We start from the raw sequence: 26,975 nt of genomic DNA, 5'->3' as shown, positions 1-26,975 counted from the left end.
CCCGCCCAACCGTAACGAGGAGAGAACGATGGACGTGATCGACGGGGCGCGCGCCTGCGCGCAGCCGTGGGCGGCCACGGTGGCCACGCACGCGTGCGACGTGGTCGCGCATCGCGCGGTGAACCGGCGCTATCGCTATCTGCGCGTGCGCGCCGACGCGCCGCTCGCGAGCGTCACGCAGGCCGGCCAGTTCTATCAGCTCGTCTGCCCCGTCAGCGATCTGCACCGGCCATTCCTGCCGCGCCCGATGAGCGTGTACGGCGTCGGCCCCGGCGCCGGCGAAATCGAGTTCCTGTACAACGTGACCGGCGAAGGCACGCGTGCGCTCGCGCAGCTCGGCGTCGGCGCGCGGCTGTCGATCGTCGGGCCGCTCGGCCGCCCGTTCACGCTCGACGCCGGTGCGCGACGGCTGCTGCTCGTCGCGCGCGGCGTCGGTCTCGCGACGATGGCGCCGCTCGTGCAGCGCGCGGCGCGGGCGGGCATCGCGCTGACGGTCGTGATGTCGGCGCGCACGCCGGACGACCTGATGACCGCGGAATTCCTGCGCGGCGCGCCGGCCGACGTGCATGCGGTGTTCGACAGCGACGGCTCGTCGGCGGTCGCGAACGTGGACGCGCTGCTGCGCGCGAGAATCGCGCGCGATCGGCCGGACGCGGTCTACACGTGCGGCTCGCAACGGTTGCTCGCGCTGCTGCAGCGCGTGCTCGCCAGCCATCCGTCGATGCGCGGCGAGGTCGCGCTCGAGCAGCGGATGGCATGCGGGATGGGCGTCTGCCTGTCGTGCGTGCGGATGTTCGACGACGGCGCGACCCGCGCATTCCGGCGCGTGTGCCGCGAGGGCCCGGTGTTCGCGATTCGCGACGTGGTGACGGAGGGGGAGGTGGAAGTTGGCTGACCTGAGCGTACGCGTGGGCGAACTGCGCCTGCGCAATCCCGTGATGCCGGCATCCGGCTGTTTCGCGATCGAGTATCGCGATGCGCTCGACCTGACCGGGCTCGGCGCGCTCGTGATCAAGAGCGTGTCGCCCGTCAGCCGCCCGGGCAACCCGACGCCGCGTGTCGCCGACGCGGGTGACGGCATGCTGAATTCGATCGGCATTCCGAGCCGCGGCATCGACGACTATCTCGAACACGTGCTGCCCGCGTACACGGGCCACGGCACGCCGGTCGTCGCGTCGGTGTCCGCCGATACGGCGGACGCGTTCGCGCACGCGTGCGAGGCGCTGTCGCGGCCGGACGTCGCGGCGATCGAGGCGAACATCTCGTGCCCGAATCTCGAGGCGGACGGCATGGCGTTCGGGATGGACGCGGGCATGACCCGGCAGGTCGTCGACGCGATCCGCACGCGCACCGGGCATCCGCTATGGGTGAAGCTGACGCCGAACGCGGGCAACATCGCGAAGATCGCGCAAGCGGCGCAGGACGCGGGCGCCGATGCGATCGTGATGGGCAACACGGTGCTCGGCATGTCGATCGACGTGCGCACGCGCCGGCCGTCGCTCGGCAACGTGATGGGCGGCCTGTCCGGGCCGTCGATCAAGCCGATCGCGCTGCGGCTCGTCCACCAGTGCTACCGCGCCGTGTCGATTCCGGTGATCGGCTGCGGCGGCATCCGGAGCGCCGCCGACGCCATCGAGTTCCTGCTCGCCGGCGCGAGCGCGGTGCAGGTGGGCACGGCATCGTTCCGCGATCCGGGCGTGATGCGCACGATCATCGACGGGCTCGAGCAGTTTTGCGCGGACGAGGGCATCGGCGCGATCGCGTCGCTGACCGGGCAGGTCAGGCTCGACGCGGAGCTGAGCGAGCGCTGGCGGCGCTTTTGCGCGGCGCCGGCGCGCGCGGGCGGCACGACGGCGGGGGCATGATGAACGCGCATACCGACAGGCCGGACGCGCCGGCGGACATCGACGTGCACGACGCGGCGGCGCTGCCGCTTGCCGAACTGACGGCGCTCGCCGAGCAGTGGTTCGACGAGATCCGCGTGCTGTCGGCCGACGGCGTGGGCGTCACGCGCGAGAGCTACGGCGACAGCGAAACGGCGGCCGCGCAGCGGCTGGCGGCGCACGCAGAACGCGAGGGCATCGCGGTGCGCGCCGACCGCGCGGCCAACCTGGTCTTCAGCCTGCCCGATGCGGACCCGCAGGCGCGTGCGATCTGGGTCGGCTCGCATCTCGACTCGGTGCCGCATGGCGGCAACTACGACGGGCTCGCGGGCATCGTCGCGGGGCTGCTGTGCCTCGTCGCGCAACGGCGCAGCGGCTGCGCGTCGCCGCACCCGTTGAACGTGATCGCGCTGCGCGGCGAAGAGAGCGCCTGGTTCGGCAAGGCCTACATGGGATCGAGCGCGCTGTTCGGCCGGCTGACGCCGGACGATCTCGCGATGAAGCATCGCAGCACCGGCCGCCCGCTGGCCGATTGCATGGCGGCGGCGGGCGTCGACATCGACGCGGTGCGGGCGCGCAAGCCGCTGTTCGACGTGCGGCGCGCGCATGCGTATCTGGAGCTCCACATCGAGCAGGGGCCCGTGATGGTCGCGCGCGGGCTGCCGGTCGCGGTCGTGTCCGGCATTCGCGGCAACGTGCGGCACAACTCCATCAGCTGCATCGGCGAGGCCGGCCACTCCGGCGCGGTGCCGCGCGACCTGCGGCACGACGCGATCTTCGCGGTCGCCGAGCTGATCACGCGGCTCGACGAGCACTGGCGCCGGCTGCTCGAACGCAACATCGATCTCGTCGTGACGACCGGCATCGTGTCGACCGACCAGGACGAGCATTCGATTTCGCGGATTCCCGGCCAGGTGCATTTCAGCTTCGAGGCGCGCAGCGAGAGCACGGAGACGCTCGATGTCTTCCATGAGCTGCTGATCGCCGAATGCAATTCGATCGCGCGCGAGCGTGGCGTGCGATTCGATTTCGACCGGCGGTTGGCGAGCGCGCCGGCGCGGATGGATGCCACGCTGCGCGCCGCGCTTGCCGACGCGTGCACGCGGCTCGACGTGCCGTATGCGACGCTGCCGAGCGGCGCGGGCCACGACGCGGCGCTGTTCGCGAACGCGGGCGTGCCAAGCGGGATGCTGTTCGTGCGCAACGATCACGGGTCGCACAACCCGCACGAGGCGATGTCGATCGATGATTTCATGCTGGGCGTGCGCGTGCTCGCCGACACGATTGCGCGGCTGTGACCGGCGACACGGGGAGCGATGGCGGCCGACGCGCCGTGGATCCGGAAGGCGTGCGGCTCACGCCGACGGAACGTGTGCGCCCGCGCCGCCTTCCGCGCGGTTCACCTGCGCGAGCACGAAGGCATAGACGTCATCGAGCGCCGACACGATGCGCGTGCCGGCCGCGACGCCATCGAACGCGCTCGCGGGCCCGGCGCAGATCAACGGCTTCGCGAAGCGCGCCGCGAGGCGGATCTCGTCGAGCGTGCCCTTGCTCCCCGGCAGCGCGACGACGACATCGCTCGTCAGCACGTTCACGTAGTTGCGGCTCAATGCATCGTCCGGCGCGTCCGCTTCCTTGCGCGGCAGTGGCGTGACGATAGGCAGGTCGATGAACGGATTCGGATAGCCGGCGATCGGCACGAAGCCGAACAACGGGTGCGCTTCGCTCGGCACGATGCCGATCGAGCGGCCGCGGCGCCCCGGCGTCGTCGCGTAGGCGCGCGCGACCGACAGCATCACGCCGCGGCCGGCGCCGGTCAGCAGGTCGAATCCTTGCGCGGCGATCCACGTTCCGAGCGGCGTCGCCCACTCCGGCCATTCGTTCTTGCCCGAGCCCATCACGCCAATGATCGCCATCTTGTCCTCCTGGTTGGCCGACGCGCGGCGCGTCGATCTCGGCGATCGCGCGTACTGTTCGTCTTTTTAATTATACACATCGACCGATTTCTGGTGATGTGACGGCGATGACGGGCTGAAAATTATGGATTTTCCCGCCTTGCATTTTTCCTTCACTTTATTTAGTCTAAAAAAATAGATTTATCGACGGACGTATCGCGACTCGAGGGTTCGCCGGTACGCAGACGTCTCCGGGGCGATACAGCCCGCTACAACCTGAGAGAGAGGTGTATTCATGCTTGACCACGCCACCAACGAATTGCTGACCCGCGTGGGGCCCGGCACGCCGTGCGGCGAATTGCTGCGTCGCTACTGGCATCCGGTCGGTTATTCGTCGGAGCTGGCCGAAGCCGGCCAGACGAAACGCGTGCGGATTCTCGGCGAGGATCTGGTGCTCGCGCGCACCGGCAACGGCGGCGTGCTGCTCGTGCAGGAGCGTTGCCCGCATCGCGGTGCATCGCTGCTGTACGGCTTCGTCGAGGAAGCCACGATCCGCTGCGCGTATCACGGCTGGCAGTACAACGCGGCCGGCGAATGCGTGGAGCGGCCGTTCGAATCGGCGAAGGCGAGCCGCGTGTGCAAGAAGCTGATCGACAGCTATGCGACGCACGAATGCGGCGGGCTGATCTTCGCCTACATGGGGCCGGCGGAGCAGAAGCCCGCGTTTCCGAACTGGGACATCCTCGTGCGCCACGACGGCGTCCGCCATTTCGAGGTGCAGGACGATCTCGCGTGCAACTGGTTCCAGGTGCAGGAGAACGCCGTCGACGTCACGCACACCTTCTATACGCACTCGAAATACTTCGAGCACCTCGGCATGCGCGACGCGTCCGGGTTCGGCAAGCCGTTCAAGCGGTTCGGCTTCCAGCGCTTCGACTGGGGCATCGTGAAGAGCTGGGAATACGAAGGCGAGGGCCGTGGCTGGGGCAACCTGATGGTGTTCCCGAACATGCTGCGGATCATGACCGAGATGCACTGGCGCGTGCCGGTCGACGATACGACGACGCGGATCGTCTGGGTGTCGTTCACGCCGAACGCGGACGGCGCGCAGCCGCCCGCCGATGAGGCGCCGAAGATCGTCCGGCAGCCCGCGCGCACCGACGCGGCGGGCCGCTACCTGATGAACACGTTCATGAGCCAGGATGCGATGGCGGTCGAGACGCAGGGGCCGATCTTCGATCGTTCGCGCGAGAACCTCGGCGCGTCCGATCGCGGGATCGTGATGTTCCGCCAGATGCTGCAGGAGCAGATCGACGCGGTCGCGCGCGGCGAGCGGCCGGTCGCGAACGTGTACGGCGGCGCGCCGGACGTGACCGACCTGCGCGCGTGGATGGGCGGCTATCTGCCGATGAGCTGCGCGCCGGACCCGACGTTCCGCCAGCAGCGCGAATTCGGCGACATCTTCGACGAGTCGCACGTCGAATACGAGATCCCGGCGAACTCGCCGGTGATGAGCGCTTGAGCGGCGGTGCGCTCGGCGGGCCGGGCCGCGGCGCCGGCATGCTGACGGCCGGCCGCGTCACGGCCGCGCTGCTCGCGGCCGGGCTCGCGAGCGTCGCCGCGCTCGGCGCGCGCGGCACGCTGTCGGCCGGCGACGCACGCATCGTCGCGATCGTGTTCACCTGCATCGTGCTGTGGGCGACGGGCACGGTCGCGAGCCTGTGGGTGTCGCTGCTGTTTTTCTTCCTCGCGGCGACCTGCACGCCGGTGCCCACCGCCGAGATCTTTTCCGGCTTCGGGTCGAGCGCGTTCTGGCTCGTATTCAGCGGCGCGGCGATCGGCTTCGCGCTGAAGGAGAGCGGCCTGAGCGAACGGATCGGCATCGCGCTCGCGCGCCGGATCGGCGGCTCGTATCTGAAGGCGCTGCTCGCGTTCGCGACCCTGAGCTTCCTGCTGTCGCTCGTGATGCCGTCGACGTTCGGGCGGATCGCGATCCTGATTCCGATCGCGATCGGCTACTGCGACGTCGTGAAGCTCGGCGCGCACGCGAACGGGCGGCGCGGCATCCTGCTGCTCGTGATCGTCGGCTCGTACGAGCTGGCTGCCGCGGTGCTGCCCGCGAACCTGCCGAACGTGATCATGGCGGGGATTCTCGAGCAGTCGCACGGGATGCATCTGCGCTTCTCCGAGTATCTGCTGCTGTTCTTTCCGGCCGGCGTGATCGTGCGCGGCGCGGTGCTGGTGCTCGCGTCCTGGTGGCTGTTCGCGGATACGGTCGGCGAAGTCGAGATACCGGCGGCGCGCGTCGCGCTCGGCCGCCGCGAATGGCACGCGATCGTGCTGCTGGCGATCACGCTCGCGCTCTGGTTCACCGACGCCGTGCATCGCATCGCGCCCGGCTGGGTCGGGCTCGGCTTCGCGCTCGTCTACTTCGGCACGTCGCCGCCCGCGCAGCTCGAGCGCTTCACCGCGACGCTGAAGATGGACCTGCTGTGGTTCATCGCGGCGATCATCGGGCTGACCGCGCTCGTCAACCATCTCGACATGCGCGTGCCGGACACGCTCGCGCTCGATGCGCTGCGCGACAGCCCGATGCTCATGTACTTCGCGCTGACCGCGCTGTCGATCGTCGTCTGCTTCGCGGTCACGTCGAATGCGGAACCGGCGCTATACGTGCCGATCGTGTCGCGCCTGCTCGCGCAGGGACTGCACCTGAAGGCCGGCCTGCTCGCGCAGGTGATGGGCTATGCGACCACGGTCCTGCCGTACCAGTCGCCGCCGATCGTGTTCGGCAACGCGCTCGCGCAGCTGGACCGGGGTGCGGTGCTCCGGTACTGCATCGCGACGGCGCTGCTGGGCGTGGTGTTCGTGATCCCGGTCAATGCGTTGTGGTGGCGGCTGATCGGGCTGCTGTGAGTTTTCCTGAACGGTGAATCCAATGATCGAAAACGATCTGCTTGCCGCGCGCGTGATTGCGCGCGAGCGCGTCGCGTGCGACGTGATTTCGCTGCGGCTCGTCAGCGACGCGCCGGGTATCGCCCTGCCGGCGTTCGAAGCCGGCGCGCATATCGACCTGCATCTGCGCGACGGGCTCACGCGCAAGTATTCGCTGTGCAACGATCCGGTCGAGCGCGGCGTGTACGAGATCGCGATCAAGCGCGAGCCGGCGTCGAGCGGCGGCTCCGCGCACGTGCACGATGCGATCCGGGTCGGCGACGTGCTGCGGATCGGCGCGCCGCTGAATTACTTCCCGCTCGCGCCGGACGACAGCCCGGCCGTGCTGCTCGCCGCCGGGATCGGCGTGACGCCGTTGCTCGCGATGGCGCATAGCCTGGTGCGCGCGGGGCGGCCGCTCGCGTTCCACTACTTCGTGCGTTCGGCCGACGCGGCCGCGTACGGGGCGACGCTCGCGTCGCGGCTCGCGGACGTCGCGATGGTGCACACGGGGCTGACGCCCGACGCGACCCGCGACGCGATCACGACGATCGTCGGCGCGATGGATTCGCGCTCGCACCTGTATTTCTGCGGACCGGCGCCGTTCATGGCGGCCGTCGACGCGATCGCGCGCCCGGCGCTCGGCGATGCGCGGCTTCATCACGAGTATTTTTCCGCGCCAGCCGCGCAGCCTGCCGACGGCGAGGCGGACGCGTTCCGGATCGAGCTCGTGCGCTCGCAGCGCACGCTGCTCGTGCCGCCGGGGCAGTCGATCACCGATGTGCTGTACGAGCACGGCATCGCGGTCGCCACGTCGTGCGAGGCGGGCGTGTGCGGCGCATGCCGGACGACCGTGCTCGAGGGCACGCCCGATCATCGGGACGCGTTCCTGAGTGCGGCGGAAAAGGCCCGCAACGATTGCATGATGCCGTGCGTGTCGCGATGCTGCGGCGAACGGCTGGTGCTGGATCTCTGAGCCGTCGCGGGGGCTGGGTGAGGCCGGTGGCTCGTCGATCCCGATCAAGACGCTGGCAAACTGGGTTGGCGCGACGCGATCGGGCCCGCGCAACGCATGCAGGCGTGCGCGCCGGGGTTCCCGATCATGCCGAGGAATTACCATCGTGCGGGCGATCTACGTGCTCAAGATCACGGGCTCGGCCTCACAATGGCACCGCCCCTGCTGGATGCGGTTGCGGGCGGCGCCGCGCGCCGCGTCGATCAGCGATTCACGACCGAGTACACGAGCGTGCCGGAGAACATCAACAGCACGAGCGACGCGACGCGCAGCAGCGTCGACGTGCGGGCGCCCCAGACGCGTTGCGAAGTGACGAGCCCGCCGAGGGACGACCAGCCCACACCGATCGGCGCGAGCACGACCAGAAATACGAGGAGCGCCCAGGCGAAATAGTGCGCTGACCGGAACGCCTCCAACGGAAACAGCGTGCTCGAGAACAGCAGCGCCTTCGGGTTCATCATCGTCGCGACGAACACATCGCGAAAGCTCACCGGCGCGCTCGATACGTCCTGCAGTACGCGGCTGCGCGTCCACATCTTCAGCGCGAGGAAAAAGATGTAGACGGAACTCGCGAGCTTGACCACGTCATAAAGCCAGGGCCGGCCGGCAGCGAACGCGGACAGGAAGAATCCCCATACGGAAATCGCGATCGCGTAGCCGAGCGCCTCGGCGACGACAAGCGGCCAGGTGCCGCGCAGGCCGACCTTCAACCCGGACGACAGCAGCAGCGTATTGGTCGGCCCCGGCACGATCAGCACCAGCGAGACATACATCGACATCTTCAGCAAGGCTTCCTGGATGGGCACGCGGCCTCCTCGATTCGTCCGTGTCGCGGTCGCGTCCGGTCAAAGCCGGCGCGCCGCTGAAATGCTTCGGTACAAAAGCGATCCGATTTTCCGCGAACTTGCCCGTCTTCATCGCATGGCCTTGGTGTCCGCCTGGGCACATGATGACGAATTTCTCCGCTGACGAGTCGGATTATTTTTGGGTCGATATCACGATCGTCGAAATGTGAAAAGGTCGACATCTTTGTTTTTGAAGTGATGAATTCTTTGTTTCTTTCATGTGAATTCTGTCTGCCATTTCAAATATTGTTGAGCGGAAGAATCATCAGTTTGTGCGCTTCAAATGAAATAATCAATTTTGTTGTTTAAAAAAATCAAATCGTCCGTTGTGGGATATTTCGTCGATATTCTCCGGGATTTAGAATTTCTCTGAATCGCCTGGGATCGATATGAAATTTTTTTGAGATATGTCATCGCGAACACTGCTAAGGTGTGTCGGAGAGGTCAGGCGCACGGTATGCCAATCCTGGAAACAATGAGTGAAATCGAACATATCAATGAGCTAATAGCGATAATCGAATCGTAAATTCAATTTATCGACGTGGAATCCATTGCGCGGTGTGCCGCCGCGTGCGATGGGGACTTCGCATTGTTGCTTGACTTCGCTGCGATTCACTACGCCTTGCCGGTGTCATTTTCGTGATGAACCAAACACGTGATGACGCGTTACCGGACGAGTTGCCGCTTCAAATCGACAAGGCGGCACTATTCATTCAGGTTTTAAATCCCATGGGAAGCGTTCATGAGTAATCCGATCAAGAATATTGTCATCGTGGGCGGCGGCACGGCGGGCTGGATGTCCGCCTCGTACCTCGTCCGGGCGCTCCAGCAGCAGGCGAACATCACGCTCGTCGAATCCGCGGCGATTCCCCGGATCGGCGTGGGCGAGGCGACCATTCCGAGTTTGCAGAAGGTGTTCTTCGATTTCCTCGGGATCCCGGAGCGGGAGTGGATGCCCCAGGTGAACGGCGCGTTCAAATCCGCCATCCGGTTCGTGAACTGGAGGAAGTCTCCCGACGGTTCGCGCGGCGATCACTTTTACCATTTGTTCGGCAACGTGCCGAACTGCGACGGCGTGCCGCTGACCCACTACTGGCTGCGCAAGCGTGAACAGGGCTTCCAGCAGCCAATGGCGTACGCGTGCTACCCGCAGACGGAGGCGCTCGACGCCAAGCTGGCGCCGTGCCTGCCCGACGGCACCCGCCAGATGTCCCACGCGTGGCACTTCGACGCGCACCTGGTGGCCGACTTCCTGAAGCGCTGGGCCACCGAACGCGGGGTGAAGCGCGTGGTCGACGAGGTCGAGCAGGTTCACCTGAACGACCGCGGCTACATCTCCAGCCTGTCCACCAAGGAAGGGCGCACGCTCGAAGCGGACCTGTTCATCGATTGCTCCGGCATGCGCGGGCTTTTGATCAACCAGGCGCTGAAGGAGCCCTTCATCGACATGTCCGACTATCTGCTGTGCGACAGCGCGGTCGCCAGCGCCGTGCCCGCCGACGACGCGCGCGACGGGATCGAGCCGTACACGTCGGCGATCGCGATGAACGCGGGGTGGACCTGGAAGATCCCGATGCTGGGCCGGTTCGGCAGCGGCTATGTGTTCTCGAGCAAGTTCACGTCGCGCGACCAGGCCACCGCCGACTTCCTCGACCTCTGGGGGCTGTCGGACAAGCAGCCGCTCAACCAGATCAAGTTTCGCGTCGGGCGCAACAAGCGGGCGTGGGTCAACAACTGCGTCGCGATCGGGCTGTCGTCGTGCTTTCTGGAGCCGCTGGAATCGACGGGCATCTACTTCATCTACGCGGCGCTGTACCAGCTCGTGAAGCACTTCCCCGATACGTCGTTCGACCCGCGCTTGAGCGACGCATTCAACGCCGAAATCGTCTACATGTTCGACGACTGCCGGGATTTCGTGCAGGCGCACTATTTCACCACGTCGCGCGACGACACGCCGTTCTGGCGCGCGAACCGGCACGACCTGCGGCTGTCGGACGCCATCAAGGAGAAGGTCGAACGTTACAAGGCGGGGCTGCCGCTGACCACCACGTCGTTCGACGATTCCACGTACTACGACACCTTCGACTACGAATTCAAGAACTTCTGGTTGAACGGAAACTACTATTGCATTTTTGCCGGCCTGGGGCTGCTGCCCGACCGGTCGCTGCCGCTCTTGCGGCACCGGCCGGAGTCGATCGACAAGGCCGAGGCGATGTTCGCGCGGATCCGGCGCGAGGCCGAGCGTCTGCGGACGACGCTGCCGACGAACCATGATTACCTGCGCTCGCTGCGTGACGGTGACGCGGAGCTGTCTCGCAGCCAGCCCGGGCCGACGCTCGCGACGCCGGAGATCCTGTAGTGGAGCGCGCCCCGGACCGGGTACGCGCGATCGCGGGCACGCACGCCGCCGTGGCGGCCTGCGATCCGCTGCAGGCGCGCGCGCTCGTCCTGCAACTGCCGGGCCTGAATCGTCAACGGGATGTGCCCGGCATCGTCGGCCTGTTGCGCAAGTTCCTCCCGGCGCGCGGCGTGCCCTCGGGCTGGGGCTTCGTCGAAGCTGCCGCCGCGATGCGGGACATCGGGTTCTTCCTCGGGTCGCTCAAGCGGCACGGACACGAGCCCGTCGACGCGGTGCCCGGGCTCGAGCCGGTGCTGCTCGACCTGGCGCGCGCGACCGGCCTGCCGCCGCGCGAGACGCTGCTGCATGTGACGGTCTGGAACCCCGCGGCGGCCGACGCGCAGCGCAGCTACACCGGGCTGTGCGACGAGGTGCACCTGCTCGAGAGCGTGCGCATCTCGATGGCGGCCCTCGAGGCGGCCATCGCGTTGACCGTCGAGCTGACCGACGTGCCGCTGCGCTCGCCCGCGTTCGCGCAAGGGTGCGATGCGCTGGCGGACTATCTGCAGAAAATGGTCGACTCGATCGTCTACGCGTATCGCTTCATCTCGGTGCAGGTGTTCTACGACGAGCTTCGTCCGTTCTACGAACCGATTCGAGTCGACGGCCAGAACTACCTCGGTCCCGGTGCGGTCGAAATGCCCCTTTTCGTGCTGGAGCACGTGCTGTGGGGCGCGCAATCGGACCACCAGGGTTATGTGGAATTCAAGGAGACGTACCTGCCCTACGTGCTTCCCGCGTTCAGGGCGATCTACGCGCGGTTCGCCGGGCGGCCGGCGCTCGTCGACCGCGTGCTCGGCGAAGCGCAAGCGGCGCGCGCGCGGGGCGAGCCCGTCAAGGCCGGATTGGCGGCACTCGACCGCGTATTCGAGGTTCTGCTGCGCTTTCGCGCGCCGCACGGCAAATTGGCCGAGCGCGCGTACGAAGTCGGGCGAAGCGGCCCCACGATCGGCAGCGGCGGGTACGCGCCCAGCATGCTCGGCGATCTGCTCACGCTCACGCGTGCGGTACGGTTCCGCGTTCGCGCCGCGCTCGACGCGCGCTAACGGCTTGGCGCGGGCGGCCATGTGTTCCATCTCACCAGGAGAGTTTGCCCCATGACTCAGCAGAGCCCCGAGAACGGGCGCGACAACAACCACTACGATGTGATCATCCTCGGCTCGGGTATGTCGGGCACCCAGATGGGGGCCATCCTGGCCAAGCAACGGTTTCGCGTGCTGATCATCGAGGAATCGTCGCACCCGCGCTTCACGATCGGCGAATCGTCGATCCCCGAGACGTCGCTGATGAATCGCATCATCGCCGATCGCTACGGCATTCCCGAGCTCGACCACATCACGTCGTTCTATGCGACGCAGCGTTACGTCGCGTCGAGCACGGGCATCAAGCGCAACTTCGGGTTCGTGTTCCACAAGCCCGGCGAGGAACACGACCCGAAGGAGTTCACGCAGTGCGTGATTCCCGAGCTGCCGTGGGGGCCGGAGAGCCACTACTACCGGCAGGACGTCGACGCGTACCTGTTGCAAGCCGCCATCAAGTACGGCTGCACGGTCCGCCAGAAGACGAGCGTGACCGAATACCACGCCGACAAGGATGGCGTCGCGGTGGTCACCGCCCAGGGCGAACGCTTCACTGGCCGCTACATGATCGACTGCGGAGGCCCGCGCGCGCCGCTCGCGACCAAGTTCGGGCTGCGCGAAGAGCCGTGCCGCTTCAAGACGCACTCGCGCAGCCTCTACACGCACATGCTCGGGGTCAAGCCGTTCGACGACATCTTCAAGGTCAAGGGGCAGCGCTGGCGTTGGCACGAGGGGACCCTGCACCACATGTTCGAGGGCGGCTGGCTCTGGGTGATTCCGTTCAACAATCACCCGAGGTCGACCAACAACCTGGTGAGCGTCGGCCTGCAGCTCGACCCGCGCGTCTACCCGAAGACGGACATCTCCGCGCAGCAGGAATTCGACGCATTCCTCGCGCGGTTCCCGAGCATCGCGGCGCAGTTCCGGGACGCCGTGCCGGTGCGCGACTGGGTCAAGACCGACCGCCTGCAGTTCTCGTCGAGTGCCTGCGTCGGCGACCGCTACTGCCTGATGCTGCACGCGAACGGGTTCATCGATCCGCTTTTCTCCCGTGGGCTCGAGAACACCGCGGTGACCATCCACGCGCTTGCGGCGCGCCTGATCAAGGCGCTGCGCGACGACGACTTCTCCCCCGAGCGCTTCGAGTACATCGAGCGCCTGCAGCAGAAGCTGCTGGACCACAACGACGACTTCGTCAGTTGCTGCTACACGGCGTTCTCGGACTTCCGCCTGTGGGACGCGTTCCACAGGCTGTGGGCGGTCGGCACGATTCTCGGGCAGTTCCGGCTCGTGCAAGCACACGCGCGGTTCCGCGCATCGCGCAACGAGCGCGACCTCGATCACCTCGACGACAACGCCCCGTACCTCGGGTTCCTGTGCGCGGACATGGAGGGGTACTACCAGTTGTTCAACGATGCCAAAGCCGAGGTCGAGGCCGTGAGCGCCGGGCACAAGTCGGCCGAGGAGGCCGCGGCGCGGATTCACGTCCTCATCAACGAACGGGAATTCGCGAAGCCGATGTTCGGCTTCGGGTACTGCATCACCGGCGCCAGACCGGAGCTCAACAACTCGAAGTACAGCCTGCTGCCGGCGATGAAGCTGCTGCACTGGACGCAGACCAGCGCGCCGGCGGAGGTGAAAAGGTACTTCGACTACAACCCGATGTTCGCGCTGCTCAGGGCGTACGTCACGACCCGCATCGGCCTGGCGCTGAAGTAGTCGACCGACCCCGGAATGAAAATGATAGATGACGTTCAATTGAATCAGGTGCATGCCAATGCGCATCCGTCGGCGGCGTACGACGCGACCACGCGCGTGGCCGCGAGCTGGTACGTCGCGATGCGCTCGGACGCCCTCAAGGACAAGCCGGCCGCGTTGACGCTCTTCGGCCGGCCGTGCGTCGCGTGGCGCGGCGCGACGGGGCGGGCCGTGGTGATGGACCGCCACTGCGCGCACCTCGGCGCGAACCTGGCCGATGGCCAGGTCGAGGACGGGTGCATCCAGTGCCCGTTTCACCACTGGCGGTACGACGAGCACGGCCAGTGCGTGCATATCCCCGGCCACAGCCAGGCGGTGTGCCGGCTCGAGCCCGTCCCGCGCGGGGCGCGCCAGCCGACGTGGGTCGCCGCCGAGCGGTACGGCTACGTGTGGGTCTGGTACGGCTCCCCGCAGCCGCTGCACCCGCTGCCTGAAATCGCCGCGGCCGACGTCGACAACGGCGACTTCATGCACCTGCACTTCGCGTTCGAGACGACGACGGCGGTCTTGCGGATCGTCGAGAACTTCTACGACGCGCAGCACGCGACCCCGGTCCACGCGCTCCCGATATCGGCCTTCGAGCTCAAGCTCTTCGACGACTGGCGCGAGTGGCCGGAGGTCGAGTCGCTGGCACGGGCGGGCGCGTGGTTCGGTGCGGGGATCGACTTCACCGTGAACCGGTACTTCGGACCCCTCGGCATGCTGTCGCGCGCGCTGGGCCTGAACATGTCGCAGATGAACCTGCACTTCGACGGCTACCCTGGCGGGTGCGTGATGACCGTCGCCCTGGACGGAGACGTCAAATACAAGCTGCTCCAGTGCGTGACGCCGGTGAGCGACGGCAAGAACGTCATGCACATGCTTATCTCGATCAAGAAGGTGGGCGGCGTCCTGCGCCGCGCGACCGACTACGTGCTGTTCGGGCTCCAGACCCGGCAGGCCGCGGGGTACGACGTCAAGATCTGGAACGGGATGAAGCCGGACGGCGGCGGCGCGTACAGCAAGTACGACAAGCTCGTGCTCAAGTACCGCGCGTTTTACCGCAGCTGGGTCGACCGCGTCGGCTCGAGCGAGCGGTAACGCGTGAGTCGGCAGCCCTGGCCGGCTCGGTGTCGGCCGCGTCGTTTCGTCCGGCGCTCGCGGCGCACTGAGCAACCGCGTGTCACTTTCGCGTGCTGCGGGTGGGCCGGACCAGCCGGGCTATTGCTTGCTTGATTGGCAGCGTCGGCCATGTCGCCTGGAGTGGAATCGGATGGCCGATCGCGTTGTCCATCGTATCCACCGGTCGCCATGGCCGAGACCGCGCGTCGATTGCCGCAATGATCGAATCAAACGGCCGGGGGAGTTCGATCGCAAACCTCGTTGCCGGTTCTCGTTTCCCGTTTCCCACAGGCGATGGCGTAGCAGGCAACCACGCTGCGCGAGGCAGTCGGGGTATTCAGGATCGGTCGCGCGCTCGCGCACTGACGGGCGCGGCCTCGGTGCTTCGCCGGAAGCCGACGCGAGCGGGCGCCGAGCCGCTCGCGCGGCGATGCTTTCGCCGCTCTTCAGGCGCGGATGACTGTTGACGCAAGTCTTCTACAGATTGCCGGCAGCGCGGCAGCAGGAGTGACGACGCGCCCGGACACGCGTGTCCGGAAATCCGACGCGGGCCGATGTCGAGGTTCGCCATGCGCGTGTACAGGGACTGGCGGCTGATGCCGAGCCGCTTCGCTGCTTCCGCGCGATTGTCGCCGGTGAGTTCCAGCATGCGCAGGAAACGGCCGCCTGGCTCAGCCGCTATATGGCGATCTGCGTCGAAGAAAAAACCTGTTTGAGCACCATGAAAGTCCGAATCTGACGCACGCCGGGCAGATAAAGAAGTTGCTCGGCATGGAGTCGGTTGAAGCTTTCGCTATCGCGGGTGCGCAGCATCATGAAGTAGTCGAACTCGCCGGTCACCACGTGGCATTCCATGCATCCGGATACGTTCTGGGCCGCTTTTTCAAACGCGGCAAAGGATTCGGGGGTCGATCGATCCAGCACGACCCCGATGATCACGACCATGCCCGCGTCGAGGGCAGGCGCGTTGAGCAACGCGACGATTCCTCGGATCAAACCCAGGCTCTTGAGCCGTTCGACGCGGCGCAAACAGGCCGGCGCACTCAAATTCACCTTCGCCGCCAGCGCGACGTTCGAGATCGATGCGTCCTTCTGAAGGGCTCGCAGGATCGCTTTGTCCGTACGGTCAAGTTCGACGTGGCTCGCGTCATCCGGGCGCGATTTGCCGAGAAATTTTGTTGTCGATTTCATCGATTCGAAAAAATATACATTCGTGGGGATGGTGAAGATTGTATTTCAAAGCGCGGCGATGCACAGATGTTTGCAACCACGTTTCGTCGGTATTTAACTAGAATTTCTTCGTACCCGGTCGCCCTGACGACATCAGGCGTCCGACCTACCGCCCACCTTTCGGAGAACTTCCGTGAACCTCGATCGCTTTCCTCGCCACAAGCTGACCTTCGGACCCACCCCCATCCATGAGTTGCCCCGCCTCAGCAAGGAACTGGGCGGCAAAGTTCACCTCTATGCGAAACGAGAAGACTGCAACAGCGGCCTCGCGTTCGGCGGCAACAAGACCCGGAAGCTCGAGTACATCGTTCCGGACGTTCTGGCGAGCGGAGCCGACACGCTGGTATCGATTGGCGGCATCCAGTCGAACCAGACGCGTCAGGTCGCAGCAGTCGCGGCTCATCTTGGCCTGAAATGCGTGCTGGTTCAAGAAAATTGGGTCAACTACTCGGACGCAGTGTATGACCGCGTCGGCAACATTCAGATGTCCCGCATGATGGGCGCCGACGTTCGGCTGGTCAGCGACGGCTTCGACATCGGCATTCGTCCGAGCTGGGAACAGGCAATGGAGAGTGTTCGCAACGCGGGAGGGACGCCGTATCCGATCCCCGCCGGTTGTTCCGAGCATCGGCTTGGCGGCCTGGGGTTCGTCGGTTTCGCGGAGGAAGTTCGCGCCCAGGAAGCTGAACTCGGATTCAAGTTCGACTACATCGTTGTTTGTTCGGTGACCGGAAGCACGCAGGCCGGCATGGTCGTCGGGTTCGCAGCGGACGGCCGCGCGGATCGCGTGATCGGTATCGATGCGTCGGCCAAGCCCGAGCAGACGCGTGAGCAGATTCTCCGCATCGCACGCCAAACCGCCGACCTCGTGGAACTCGATCGGCCGATCGAGGACGCGGATGTGGTGCTGGACACGCGTTACGGGGGCCCTGAATACGGCCTTCCGTCGGAAGGTACGCTCGAAGCGATTCGACTGAGCGCGAAGACCGAGGGAATGTTGACCGACCCGGTTTATGAAGGCAAGTCGATGCACGGAATGATCGATATGGTGCGCCGGGGCGAGTTTCCGGAAGGGTCCCGGGTTTTGTATGCGCACCTGGGCGGTGTCCCCGCATTGAATGCATACAGCTTCTTGTTCAAGAACGGTTAAGGCCTGGCCGCGTTCCGACTGCAAGGTGGAGTCGGAACCGGCGGGGCACGTGGCCAATTCGGAGTGCAAAGAATGGAAATGCCGAATCGACTTCCGATCAGCACGATGACGGATCCCGACCCGGAGGAGCTCTGGGAGTGGTGCGACGCGCTCGATGGCCTGTTGCATGCGTGGGGCGGCGATCAAGGCAAGGCACGTGCACGCCGTCTTCTCGACTCGTTGCTGGCGCATGCACAGGCCCGTCGCGTCGCGTGGAGGCCGCCCTTGGTCACGCCGTACGTCAATACCGTGGCGCCCGAGGAGCAGCCGGCCTATCCGGGCGATCTGCAAATCGAGCGACGGGTCGCGGCGTTGATACGGTGGAACGCCCTCGCGATGGTAGTCCGCGCCAACCGTGCGCAGGGTGAACTGGGCGGACACATTGCAAGCTATGCTTCCGCCGCGGACCTGTTCGAGGTCGGTTTCCAGCATTTTTTTCGCGGCCCGGATGCGGTGCACGGCGGCGATCTGGTGTTTTTCCAGGCGCATTCCGCGCCGGGCGTCTACGCTCGGGCGTTTCTCGAGGGACGACTGTCGGAAGAATCGCTGTCCCATTATCGTCAGGAGATTGTGGCGGAGGCTGGCGGCATCCCGGGATTGAGTTCATATCCTCATCCCTTTTTGATGCCGGACTTTTGGCAGTTTCCGACCGGATCGATGGGGCTGGGGCCGCTCAACGCCATTTATCAGGCGCGGTTCATGCGGTACATGGAAAATCGCGGCTTGAAGGAGCACGGCGACCGTCGCGTTTGGGGTTTTTTCGGCGATGGAGAAATGGACGAGCCCGAGTCGATCGCTGCGTTGACGCTTGCGGCTCGCGAGCGGCTCGACAATTGCATATTCGTCATCAACTGCAATCTCCAGCGACTGGATGGCCCCGTCCGCGGAAACGGCCGGGTCATCGACGAACTCGAGGCGTTGTTCGCCGGCGCCGGATGGAACATCATCAAATGCATCTGGGGCTCCGAGTGGGATGCGTTGCTCGGCCGTGATCATGAGGGTGTGCTCGAGCGCGCTTTCGCGAACACCGTCGATGGCGATTTTCAGACATTGTCGGCCAATGACGGCGCATTCAATCGCGAGACGTTCTTCAGTCGGACGCCGGAACTGCGAGCGCTGGTGGATTCGTTGTCCGACGACGACATCGCGATGCTTCGGCGCGGCGGGCACGATCCCGTGAAAATCCATGCCGCTTTTGCCGCGGCGACGGCCAGGAATGGTCGACCGTCGGTTGTGCTTGCCAAGACCATGAAGGGCTATGGCATGGGCACGATTGCGCAAGGGCGCATGACGACGCATCAGCAGAAAAAGCTGGAGAGGGACGACCTGATTGCATTTCGGGATCGATTCGCGCTCCCGCTTTCTGATGAAGAGGCATCGGAAGCGCGGTTTTATCGGCCGCCGCACGATAGCGATGAACTGCGGTACTTGCGCAAGCGTCGCGAGACGCTCGGCGGCTATCTCCCTCAGCGACGCGCGGCATCCGAGCGACTGGTGGTGCCCGAACTGGCGAGCGTCGCGAGCTTCTCCCTGAATGCGGACGGAAAGGTCATGAGTTCGACGACCGCCTTCGTCAGGCAGCTCGGTGCATTGCTCAAGGACGCCAACCTTGGCCCGCGATTGGTTCCGATCGTTGCAGACGAGGCCAGGACGTTCGGCATGGCGAATCTTTTCCGCCAGGTCGGAATCTATGCGCCGTTCGGTCAGTTGTACGATCCGGAAGACAATTCATCGATGCTCTCGTATCGTGAAGCGTCCGATGGTCAAATTCTCGAGGAAGGTATCACGGAGGCGGGGGCGATCTCGTCGTGGACGGCCGCTGCGACGAGTTACGCAGTGCACGGTATTCCGATGATGCCGTTCTATATTTACTACAGCATGTTCGGCTTTCAGCGTATCGGCGACTTGATCTGGGCGGCTGCAGATCAGCGAGCCAGAGGTTTCCTCGTCGGCGCCACGTCAGGTCGCACGACGCTGGGAGGAGAAGGATTGCAGCATCAGGATGGCTCGAGTCATCTTCTCGCGTCGACGATACCGACGTGTCGAGCGTACGATCCATCCTTTGCCGGCGAACTGGCGGTCCTGGTCGACTACGGGCTGCGGCGCATGCTGAGCGACGCGCACGACGAGTTCTATTACGTTACCGTGACCAATGAGAACGTCGCGCAACCGAGTATCGCCGACGCGTCGCATGAAGGTATCGTGAAAGGCATGTATCTGTTCCGACAAGGAGGCCGCTTTCGGCGGCGGATTCAGTTGTTCGGCAGCGGCGCGATCATGGGGGAGGTTCTCAAGGCGGCGGACGAACTCGAGCGGTTACATGAGGTGTCTGCGGACGTCTGGAGTATTACCAGCTATGTCGAGCTGGGCCGGGATGGCGCGCGATGCGAGCGGGAATGGCGGCTTGGTTCCGGGGACATCGGGGAATCGTGGATTTCTACCCAGCTGCGCACGACGGTTGGCCCGATTGTCGCTGCGTCGGACTATGTGAAGGCGCTTCCGGAAATGGTTCGTGCATATATTCCGGACGGACGGCGGTATATCACGCTTGGGACTGACGGCTTTGGTCGAAGCGATTCGCGGGCGCAGTTGCGGCGGTACTTTGAGGTGGATTCCCAAGCCATTGTGCAGGCAGGCTTGCGGGCCCTCGAGGGGCAGGAGACGGTCGATGAGGCCCGCGGACAGTCGGGGGCGTTCAATGTCATCGGGTTGGTGGCGCGCTAACGTGGATCATCCGGTCGAATAAGTTGCTGGGTCATTGTTTTGGGTGGTTCTCCACGCCTTTGTCGTTGAACCTGTTGTGCTAACGGTCTATTAGCGTCGCCCCTGCGCGGGGCGGCGGTCACTTTTCTTTGTCTTCCAAAGAAAAGTAACCAAAAGAAAGGCGCGTCCTTGGGCGGACGGCAAAGGTGGTTCTGCTCAGGTTCGTGGTCTCGTTGCTGCCGCAGGTCGTGGTATGTCGGGACTGGGGGGTGACAACAGGGACGAAGCCGCCGTGCATCTACTCGGCCGTATGCAACTGCTTGACCAATTCGGCAACGAAGTCGACCAATACGGTGGACAACACTCGGCCGGACAGGGTCTGGATCTGGATCGCGCGTAACGACATGCCCGGATGATCGATCGGTATTGCTACCAGGCCGTCCGTCGCCAGACGCGCCTGCACCGTCAGGCGGCTAGTCAGGGACACTACCCCCGACATTTGAGTGAATGCATACAGTGTGCTCGAGTTGTTGCAGGTCAGAACGGGTTCGAAGAGAAGATTCTCGAGGCTGGCCGTCGTATCGAAAAGTTGGCGGATCGTCGTGCCGCGGTCAAGCAGGGCAATCGGGAAATTCCGCAACTCGGCCATCGACACCGTCGCGTGCCCGGCCAGCGCGTGAGAGCGGGGCATGACGGCGCAAATGGGCGCGCTTTGCGTGTACTCGACGTTGATCTCCGGCGCTCGTACGACGCCGAAGGTCAGACCGATATCCGCTTCGCCACTCCGTACGTGTGCCGTCACCTCTCCAGGCGCAGTCACTGCCACCTCGAAACAGGTACCGGGCGACTTTTCCAGAAATTGCGTGATGGCGCGAGGGAGAACATCCCGGGCAAACGCTTCCGACGTCGAGACGCGGATAGTGCTTCGATCGAATGAGTTCAGCGCCTTGATCTCCTCGATCACCTGCTGACCTTCGAGCAGGGTTCTCCGGACATGCGCAGCCAACAGCTCCCCGGCCTTGTTGGGGACCATGCCACGCGCCTGACGCTCGAAAAGCGGGCAGCCGATCTCCTCCTCGAGCTTCGTAATCTGACGGCTGATCGCGGAGATCGAAACGTGCAGCTTCTCGGACGCCTCGCTCAACGAACCGGTGTTTGCAACGGCAAGGAAGTATCGGAGTGCAGCGTTGTGCATGACGGGCCGCCAAGTTTGCGTTATTGGAAAGCAGGGCACGCAAAAAAGTCAATTGTAGTGCGCGTTTTGGCTCCGTACGCTTGATCCATCAGGGTTGAACAAACCGCTCTTCCACGATACACGCGAGGATCACCATGACGCGCCACCAAGCGATCGACTCTGCCACAAACTATTTCGACTCGGGTGGATTTCTGAAAGATCTCGCGCGACGCGTTCAAATGATGACGGAAAGTCAGGATTCCGGACGAGCAAGCGAGCTTCGAGAATACCTCGTCGCCGAGATCGCTCCGTCGATTGACCGTATCGGTTTTGAGTCTCGTCTTGTCGAGAACCCCGTCGAGGGGAGCGCGCCGTTTTTGATTGCGACGCGTATCGAGGATCCCTCGCTTCCGACGATCCTGATGTACGGGCACGGTGATGTCGTCCGTGGCTATGACGGACAGTGGAAGGACCAGATGTCGCCATGGAACATTACGGTCGAAGGAGACCGATGGTTTGGGCGGGGCACCGCGGATAACAAAGGGCAACACACCATCAACCTGGCCGCGTTGGAGCAAGTCATCGAGGCCAGGAATCGACGTCTGGGTTTCAATGCGACGCTGCTGCTCGAGATGGGGGAAGAGACAGGATCGCCCGGGCTACGCACGGTCTGCGAGCAGAACAAGGCCCTTCTCGCCGCCGACATTCTGATCGCTTCAGATGGCCCGCGGGCCAGATCGCATGTCCCCTGTGTTTTTCTCGGGTCTCGCGGATTCGTCAACTTCACGCTTTCTGTTCGGCTCCGGTCAGGCGCACATCATTCCGGAAATTGGGGAGGGGCGCTCAGCAATGCCGGAACCGTACTCGCCAACGCGATTTCATCGCTCGTTGACGGGCGTGGGCGGATCCTCGTCGACGCGCTGTTACCGACGCATATTCCGGCTGCGGTACGAACGGCGCTGAAGAATATTAGCGTCGGTGGCGGTCCCAACGATCCTCACGTCGATGGCAATTGGGGCGAACCTGGCTTAACGGCCCAAGAGCGTGTCTATGCATGGAACGCGCTGGAAGTACTGGCCTTTACCACCGGTAACCCGAGCAGCCCGATCGGGGCGATTCCTCCCGTTGCGCACGCGCATTGCCAACTCAGATACGTCGTCGGTACGGATTGCGAGCGTATCGAAGAAGTTCTACGGCATCGCCTCGACGCATGCGGGTTCGATATGGTCGAGGTTGCAATCGGCGAGCGGATGGGTGCTACGCGCCTGCCGCCGGAAGATCCGTGGGTCGCATGGGCGCTCGATTCAATCGAGCAGACGACCGGAAAGCATCCGGATTTGCTTCCCAACCTTGGCGGGTCGCTGCCAAACGACGTCTTTTCCGAGGTTTTGGGCCTTCCGACGATCTGGATTCCGCACTCATACGGAGCCTGCTCCCAGCATGCGCCGAACGAACACCTGCTTGGAAGTGTCGCGCGTGAGGCGCTGCAGATCATGGCCGGCATATTTTGGGATCTCGGGGAGTCGGCATCTGCCGTCCGGGATCGACGCAAGGAAGGAGCGCTTGCCGTCCGAGCATAAGACGCCCGTTTTTAGTGCACTTGTTATCGTAAGTTAACGGAGAATGAGATGCGTACTATGGAAATGGTGGATGCCGCGCCGACAAGGGAACGAGCTCCAAACGTTTTGCGATTGGTGTCCGCCGCAACCGTCGGCAATGCTTTGGAGTGGTTCGACATACTGATTTACGGATTCTTCGCAATCTCGATTTCAAAGGCTTTCTTTCCGGCGTCGAGCAGCGGGGTATCCCTTCTTCTGACCTTCGGGACGTTCGCGATCTCGTATTTGGCCAGACCGATCGGAGCGCTCGTGCTCGGTTCGTATGCGGATCGTCGCGGTCGCAAGGCATCGATGATGGTTTCGATTGTCACGATGATGGTCGGCACGACGACGATCGCACTGACGCCGAGTTACGAGTCGATCGGCGTAACCGCGCCGATTCTGGTCATCTGCGCTCGACTGCTTCAGGGCTTTTCCGCGGGCGGCGAGTTCGGCAGTACGACTGCCTTTCTGGTGGAACAGTGTCCCGAACGCAAGGGATTGTTCGCCAGCTTCCAGTTCGCGAGTCAGGGATTGAGCTATATGCTCGCGGCCGGTTTTGGTGTTCTCCTCACCTTGACCCTCGATGGAGATGCCATCGACTCATGGGGTTGGCGCGTGCCGTTTCTCTTTGGTGTGTTGATCGGTCCCGTCGGCCTGTACTTGCGAAAGCACGTGCATGAAGCCGACGGCGCAACGCATGAACGGCGCGAATCGTTCCCGGTAAGGGAGGTGTTCGGCAATCAGAAAACCAGAATGTTGTTGGCGATCGGTACGCTCGTCCTTTCTACCGGCGCCAGTTACGTCATTCTTTATATTCCGACCTACGCGGTACGCGAGCTTCATCTGCCTGCCAGTTTCGGCTTCATTGCAACGATGCTGACCGGCGCCATCCTGACGTTCGTTACGCCGTTCGTTGGCTATCTCTCGGACAAGATCGGCCGCATCAGGCTGATGAGCTGGGCCGGGATAGCATTCATTCTGACCATTTATCCGGTTTTCAAATTGCTTGGAGCGCATCCCGATCTGGGAAGGCTCATTGTGATGATGGCCTGGATCGGGACGCTGAAGGCGGTCTATTTTGGCGCACTGCCGGCGCTGATGGCGGAAGTCTTCCCGACAGAAACCAGAGCGACCGGTATGGCTATCAGCTACAACATCGGCGTCACGCTTTTCGGCGGTTTCGCGCCGCTGATCGTCGCATCGTTGATCCATCAGACAGGCAATTTGGCATCGCCGGCGCTTTACCTAATGCTGCTCGGTGTGCTGAGTTTGATTGCATTGCGTGGATGTCGATCAATGTTGAATCTCCGATAAGGCAGCGCATCGAGAGAATTCCGCACAGCCGAGCGATTGCTTCGCCGGGTGCGGTCCGAGACTGTTTCGACGAAATACGAGGCGAGGTCGGAATGAGTGCAAGGAAATTGGACACGGTATCGTCGGGGGCCTCGACGTGGAATTGGCTATTACCGCCTTCGGAGAGGGCCCGCGTGTGTGTCGTCGTTGATCGAAGCCCTGGTGTGGCCGCGATTTCAGCGACCGTAGCCAGCTTCACGGCGGTGCCGGAAGTCGCGCTTCTCCAGATTGACGATCCCGGCGATGCGCACCGTGCATGGAGCGAGTCGCTCATGCCGGATAACCTTCCCGATGCGTCGAAGACGGGCGCGGATTGCCGATTGAGTCAATTGCCGAGAGGCGTGCCGTTGCTATTGTGGTCGACACGCCCGCAAGACCTCGACTGGCTCGGCGGCATCGAAGGGAACAGGGTGAGTGCCCTCGTTAGCTTCGAGGGCGACGAGGTCGAAATGCAGGTATCTCGTCTTCTCACGCTTGTTCTGAAGGAGTTGAAGCATGCGATCGCCGAGAATATATTGATCTATTAATACCCAAAAAATGGGCGTGCTTCGGCGGTGGAAGCAGCGGAGAGTGCGCTCAGGATCAGCGGCGTTTCCGCTTCCGGAATGTCGCGCTTGATGCCGCTGCCCGGGTAAGAAGGAAACGCGTAAGCGAGGAATCCACCGGCATGCTCCGACGCACTCGCCGGCGGCGCGGAATGCGACGCGCCAGCCCGTCTGAGCCCTCCCTCGATACCGGCGGATACGGGAAGGGCCGTGTTGAGCACGTCGCGCGTTGCTTGGCGGATGCGATCCGGTTTGCGCGCGGTGCGCGATCAATAAAAGCAATGCGGCCCCGCGCCCGCACCGTCACGCCGCGAGCGTGAAAGTTCCACCCCGGCGTGTTTTGACGTGGGGCTCAAGCAGGCTCGATGCACGCGCTAGGCAGCGGTAGTTCCAGCGGAGTTTGCATCCTGCCCCAGGCATTCGACCAGCAGTTCGGTCAGCGCCCGCACTTTTCGCGCCGGATGCTGGCCAGACGGGCGAACGACATAGATACCTGCTGGGGGAGGCGGATGGCGCTTCATGACAGGCACGAGCGCGCCGGACGCGATGTGCTCGTCGACAAGGTACTCGGGGAGCACCGCCACCCCGAGGCCGGCTACCGCGGCGCCGACGAGCGCCACGCCGCTGTCGGCCTTGAAGCGCCCCTGTGGACGGACGGTGACGACTTTGTCGCCATCCAGAAGTTGCCAGGATTCGGTGCCCTGCATGAGGGCCTGGTGGGTGAGCAGTTCCTGGGGTGTTTCCGGCGATCCATGCGTTCCGACATAGTTCGGACTGGCGACGAACTTGCCGAACAGCGGCCCCACACGCCTTGCGACCAGGTTCGAGTCCTGCAGCGTGCCGACCCTGATCGCGCAATCGAACCCCTCGGCGATCAGATCGACGAAGCGATCGCTGTAGGAGGCGTGAATATGAAGCCGCGGGTGGCGTCGTGCCAACTCCGCGAGTATCGGCGCGAAGTGAGTCGGGCCGAGGGACATCGGTGCGGCAACCCGCAAGCGGCCGCACAGGTCGCCGGTGGGCAGGATCGTCTCCTTGGCCAGGTCGATCTCGGCGCATGCCCTGGCCGCATAGTCCCGGAACGTGGCGCCGGCCTCTGTCAACGCAACCCTGCGGGTGGAGCGCGCAATCAACTGCACGCCGAGTTCCGCTTCGAGCCCGGCGAGCCGTCGACTGACGATCGACTTGGACAAGCCCTGTCGAAGCGCGGCAGGCGAAACGCCTCCCGCATCGGCAACTTCCACGAATGTCCGTAGCGCTTCGATATCCATTCGGTGTTCCTTTCTCCGCAACGTTGAGGGTCCCGGAATGGTACCGCCGTATCGGGCAGAAACAGAAGACGGTTCGTTGACGTTCGCCGTCGGCGTTCCAGTTTCCGCGACACAGCTCATCGAGAAACGGCACTATCGAACCGAAGAGGCGGACAGCACAATGCGGGTTCAGGGGATGAACGTGACAAGCGCTCGTTTCCTGAAAACGCGTCCTTCTTCCAACCGGCAACCAAGGAAATGTGCATGACTTTTCGAAATGGCGTCGATTCGCTTCTTCGTCCCGAAGATTCCGTACTCGTTCTGATCGATCACCAGCCTTACCAGCTTGCCAACCTCAACAGCCACGACCCGCAGATGGTCGTCAACAATACGACCGGCCTCGCCAAGGCGGCCAAGGTGTTCGGTGTCCCCACCGTTCTGACCAGCGTGATCGCGGCGCGCGGCGGCCTGCTGTTCCCGCAGATCACCGAGGTGTTCCCGGACCAGGAGGTGATCGACCGTACCTTCATCAACACCTGGGAGGACAGGAAGGTCGTGGACGCAGTCAAGGCGACCGGCCGCAAGCAACTGATCATCGCGGGCCTCTGGACCGAGATCTGCGTCGCGATGCCGGTCATTCAGGCGTTGGGCGAGGGCTGGGACGTGACCGTGGTTACCGATGCGTCGGGCGGCACCTCGCTCGAGGCGCACCAGGTCGCCATCCAGCGCATGATCGCTGCCGGCGCGAACGTGATGACCTGGGTGGCGGTGGCGGCCGAGTGGCAACGCGACTGGGCCCGCGCCGAGACGGCCGAGAAGCTCAATAAGGTGATCGGGCCGCATTCGGCCGGCAGCGGCATCGCCTATTTCTGGGAGCAGCAGCTTCTCAACACGCCGGTGGCTGGCTGATCCTGACGGATGAAGGGGGCCGCGCGATGGACTGCTATCGAACAGACAGGCTGCTGGCCCCATCATCTCCGTTCGCCATGCGCCACGGAATGATCTCGCACATCGACCGCTGA

The 26,975-nt window shown here is 64.1% G+C and carries 21 protein-coding genes and 2 pseudogenes; 16 read left to right on the top strand and 7 right to left on the bottom strand.

Translation table 11 applies throughout. The features are described 5' to 3' along the window. Nucleotides 1-28: 28 nt before the first annotated feature. The 3 genes from HWX03_RS29400 to HWX03_RS29390 are packed head-to-tail and all read left to right on the top strand — an operon-like array spanning nucleotide 29 to nucleotide 3,181. The gene (locus tag HWX03_RS29400) at nucleotides 29-895 is read left to right on the top strand and encodes a dihydroorotate dehydrogenase electron transfer subunit (protein ID WP_175822679.1); all 867 of its coding nucleotides are present in this window, start codon (nucleotides 29-31) and stop codon (nucleotides 893-895) included. Then, nucleotides 888-1,865 carry a dihydroorotate dehydrogenase gene (locus HWX03_RS29395; RefSeq protein WP_175822678.1) on the top strand — a complete coding sequence of 326 codons (978 nt, stop codon included), beginning with the start codon at nucleotides 888-890 and terminating at the stop codon, nucleotides 1,863-1,865. The genes HWX03_RS29400 and HWX03_RS29395 overlap by 8 nt, the downstream gene beginning before the upstream one ends. Next, nucleotides 1,865-3,181, top strand: coding sequence for a hydantoinase/carbamoylase family amidase (locus HWX03_RS29390; protein WP_175822677.1), 1,317 nt, complete (start codon nucleotides 1,865-1,867; stop codon nucleotides 3,179-3,181). The genes HWX03_RS29395 and HWX03_RS29390 overlap by 1 nt, the downstream gene beginning before the upstream one ends. 57 nt (nucleotides 3,182-3,238) lie before the next feature. Here the strand turns inward: HWX03_RS29390 and HWX03_RS29385 are convergent, their stop codons facing one another. Next, nucleotides 3,239-3,799: a DNA-binding protein gene (locus HWX03_RS29385; protein WP_175822676.1), complete on the bottom strand. Its 561-nt coding sequence runs from the start codon at nucleotides 3,797-3,799 to the stop codon at nucleotides 3,239-3,241. 274 nt (nucleotides 3,800-4,073) lie between these two features. Here HWX03_RS29385 and HWX03_RS29380 point away from each other — a divergent pair, with 274 nt between their 5' ends. Genes HWX03_RS29380 through HWX03_RS29370 form a run of 3 tightly spaced genes read left to right on the top strand, consistent with a single transcriptional unit; the run spans nucleotide 4,074 to nucleotide 7,688 of the window. Continuing rightward, nucleotides 4,074-5,300, top strand: coding sequence for an aromatic ring-hydroxylating dioxygenase subunit alpha (locus HWX03_RS29380; RefSeq protein ID WP_175873686.1), 1,227 nt, complete (start codon nucleotides 4,074-4,076; stop codon nucleotides 5,298-5,300). Further along, entirely contained in the window at nucleotides 5,297-6,694 is a 1,398-nt protein-coding gene (locus HWX03_RS29375; RefSeq protein ID WP_175822674.1) for an SLC13 family permease, read from the top strand. The genes HWX03_RS29380 and HWX03_RS29375 overlap by 4 nt, the downstream gene beginning before the upstream one ends. Nucleotides 6,695-6,716: 22 nt before the next feature. Further along, nucleotides 6,717-7,688 (top strand): PDR/VanB family oxidoreductase, encoded by a 972-nt coding sequence (locus HWX03_RS29370; RefSeq protein ID WP_175873685.1) that lies wholly within the window; start codon nucleotides 6,717-6,719, stop codon nucleotides 7,686-7,688. A 242-nt stretch (nucleotides 7,689-7,930) separates the two neighbouring features. On the opposite strand, the gene HWX03_RS29365 is transcribed toward HWX03_RS29370, so the two are convergent. Further along, a complete protein-coding gene (locus HWX03_RS29365) occupies nucleotides 7,931-8,533 on the bottom strand; it encodes a LysE family translocator (RefSeq protein ID WP_175873684.1) in 603 nt (200 codons plus the stop codon). A gap of 781 nt (nucleotides 8,534-9,314) precedes the next feature. Between HWX03_RS29365 and HWX03_RS29360 the strand changes: the two genes are divergently transcribed. The 4 genes from HWX03_RS29360 to HWX03_RS29345 are packed head-to-tail and all read left to right on the top strand — an operon-like array spanning nucleotide 9,315 to nucleotide 14,887. Beyond that, a complete protein-coding gene (locus HWX03_RS29360; RefSeq protein ID WP_175873683.1) occupies nucleotides 9,315-10,931 on the top strand; it encodes a tryptophan halogenase family protein in 1,617 nt (538 codons plus the stop codon). Nucleotides 10,932-10,981: 50 nt separating this feature from the next. Beyond that, on the top strand, nucleotides 10,982-12,016 hold the full coding sequence (locus HWX03_RS29355; RefSeq protein WP_175873745.1) for a monodechloroaminopyrrolnitrin synthase PrnB family protein: 1,035 nt from the start codon (nucleotides 10,982-10,984) through the stop codon (nucleotides 12,014-12,016). A gap of 51 nt (nucleotides 12,017-12,067) precedes the next feature. Further along, nucleotides 12,068-13,768: a tryptophan 7-halogenase gene (locus tag HWX03_RS29350; protein ID WP_175873682.1), complete on the top strand. Its 1,701-nt coding sequence runs from the start codon at nucleotides 12,068-12,070 to the stop codon at nucleotides 13,766-13,768. 24 nt (nucleotides 13,769-13,792) lie between these two features. Then, nucleotides 13,793-14,887, top strand: a complete 1,095-nt coding sequence (locus HWX03_RS29345; RefSeq protein ID WP_175873744.1) for a Rieske 2Fe-2S domain-containing protein — start codon at nucleotides 13,793-13,795, stop codon at nucleotides 14,885-14,887. A 574-nt stretch (nucleotides 14,888-15,461) separates the two neighbouring features. On the opposite strand, the pseudogene HWX03_RS29340 reads toward HWX03_RS29345, so the two are convergent. Then, nucleotides 15,462-15,545: pseudogene (locus tag HWX03_RS29340) on the bottom strand (helix-turn-helix domain-containing protein); the annotation flags it as partial. A gap of 41 nt (nucleotides 15,546-15,586) precedes the next feature. After that, on the bottom strand, nucleotides 15,587-16,099 hold the full coding sequence (locus HWX03_RS29335; protein WP_060314422.1) for an Lrp/AsnC ligand binding domain-containing protein: 513 nt from the start codon (nucleotides 16,097-16,099) through the stop codon (nucleotides 15,587-15,589). A 172-nt stretch (nucleotides 16,100-16,271) separates the two neighbouring features. Between HWX03_RS29335 and HWX03_RS29330 the strand changes: the two genes are divergently transcribed. Next, nucleotides 16,272-17,288, top strand: coding sequence for a 1-aminocyclopropane-1-carboxylate deaminase (locus tag HWX03_RS29330; protein WP_175873681.1), 1,017 nt, complete (start codon nucleotides 16,272-16,274; stop codon nucleotides 17,286-17,288). 72 nt (nucleotides 17,289-17,360) lie between these two features. Next, nucleotides 17,361-20,051, top strand: a complete 2,691-nt coding sequence (gene mdeB, locus HWX03_RS29325; RefSeq protein ID WP_244132814.1) for an alpha-ketoglutarate dehydrogenase — start codon at nucleotides 17,361-17,363, stop codon at nucleotides 20,049-20,051. A gap of 277 nt (nucleotides 20,052-20,328) precedes the next feature. On the opposite strand, the gene HWX03_RS29320 is transcribed toward mdeB, so the two are convergent. Beyond that, a complete protein-coding gene (locus HWX03_RS29320; RefSeq protein WP_174432178.1) occupies nucleotides 20,329-21,225 on the bottom strand; it encodes a LysR family transcriptional regulator in 897 nt (298 codons plus the stop codon). Nucleotides 21,226-21,359: 134 nt separating this feature from the next. Here HWX03_RS29320 and HWX03_RS29315 point away from each other — a divergent pair, with 134 nt between their 5' ends. From HWX03_RS29315 to HWX03_RS29305, 3 genes are all read left to right on the top strand, one after another. After that, nucleotides 21,360-22,784: a M20 family metallopeptidase gene (locus HWX03_RS29315; protein ID WP_175873680.1), complete on the top strand. Its 1,425-nt coding sequence runs from the start codon at nucleotides 21,360-21,362 to the stop codon at nucleotides 22,782-22,784. A gap of 48 nt (nucleotides 22,785-22,832) precedes the next feature. After that, nucleotides 22,833-24,119 (top strand): MFS transporter, encoded by a 1,287-nt coding sequence (locus tag HWX03_RS29310; protein WP_175873679.1) that lies wholly within the window; start codon nucleotides 22,833-22,835, stop codon nucleotides 24,117-24,119. A gap of 173 nt (nucleotides 24,120-24,292) precedes the next feature. Further along, nucleotides 24,293-24,685: a hypothetical protein gene (locus HWX03_RS29305; protein WP_175873678.1), complete on the top strand. Its 393-nt coding sequence runs from the start codon at nucleotides 24,293-24,295 to the stop codon at nucleotides 24,683-24,685. A 29-nt stretch (nucleotides 24,686-24,714) separates the two neighbouring features. Here HWX03_RS29305 and HWX03_RS37090 read toward each other — a convergent pair. Together HWX03_RS37090 and HWX03_RS29300 are read right to left on the bottom strand one after the other, a co-directional pair. Further along, nucleotides 24,715-24,924 (bottom strand): annotated as a pseudogene (locus HWX03_RS37090) (sensor histidine kinase); the annotation flags it as partial. A gap of 153 nt (nucleotides 24,925-25,077) precedes the next feature. Beyond that, the gene (locus tag HWX03_RS29300) at nucleotides 25,078-25,974 is read right to left on the bottom strand and encodes a LysR family transcriptional regulator (RefSeq protein WP_175873677.1); all 897 of its coding nucleotides are present in this window, start codon (nucleotides 25,972-25,974) and stop codon (nucleotides 25,078-25,080) included. Nucleotides 25,975-26,217: 243 nt separating this feature from the next. Between HWX03_RS29300 and HWX03_RS29295 the strand changes: the two genes are divergently transcribed. Next, on the top strand, nucleotides 26,218-26,862 hold the full coding sequence (locus HWX03_RS29295; protein WP_175822651.1) for a hydrolase: 645 nt from the start codon (nucleotides 26,218-26,220) through the stop codon (nucleotides 26,860-26,862). Nucleotides 26,863-26,975 lie beyond the last annotated feature (113 nt).

Source organism: Burkholderia sp. BCC0397, assembly GCF_902832865.1.
GTDB lineage: Bacteria > Pseudomonadota > Gammaproteobacteria > Burkholderiales > Burkholderiaceae > Burkholderia.
The sequence above is the reverse complement of the archived record's forward strand: the minus strand, read 5'-3'. Positions and strand labels throughout refer to the sequence as shown.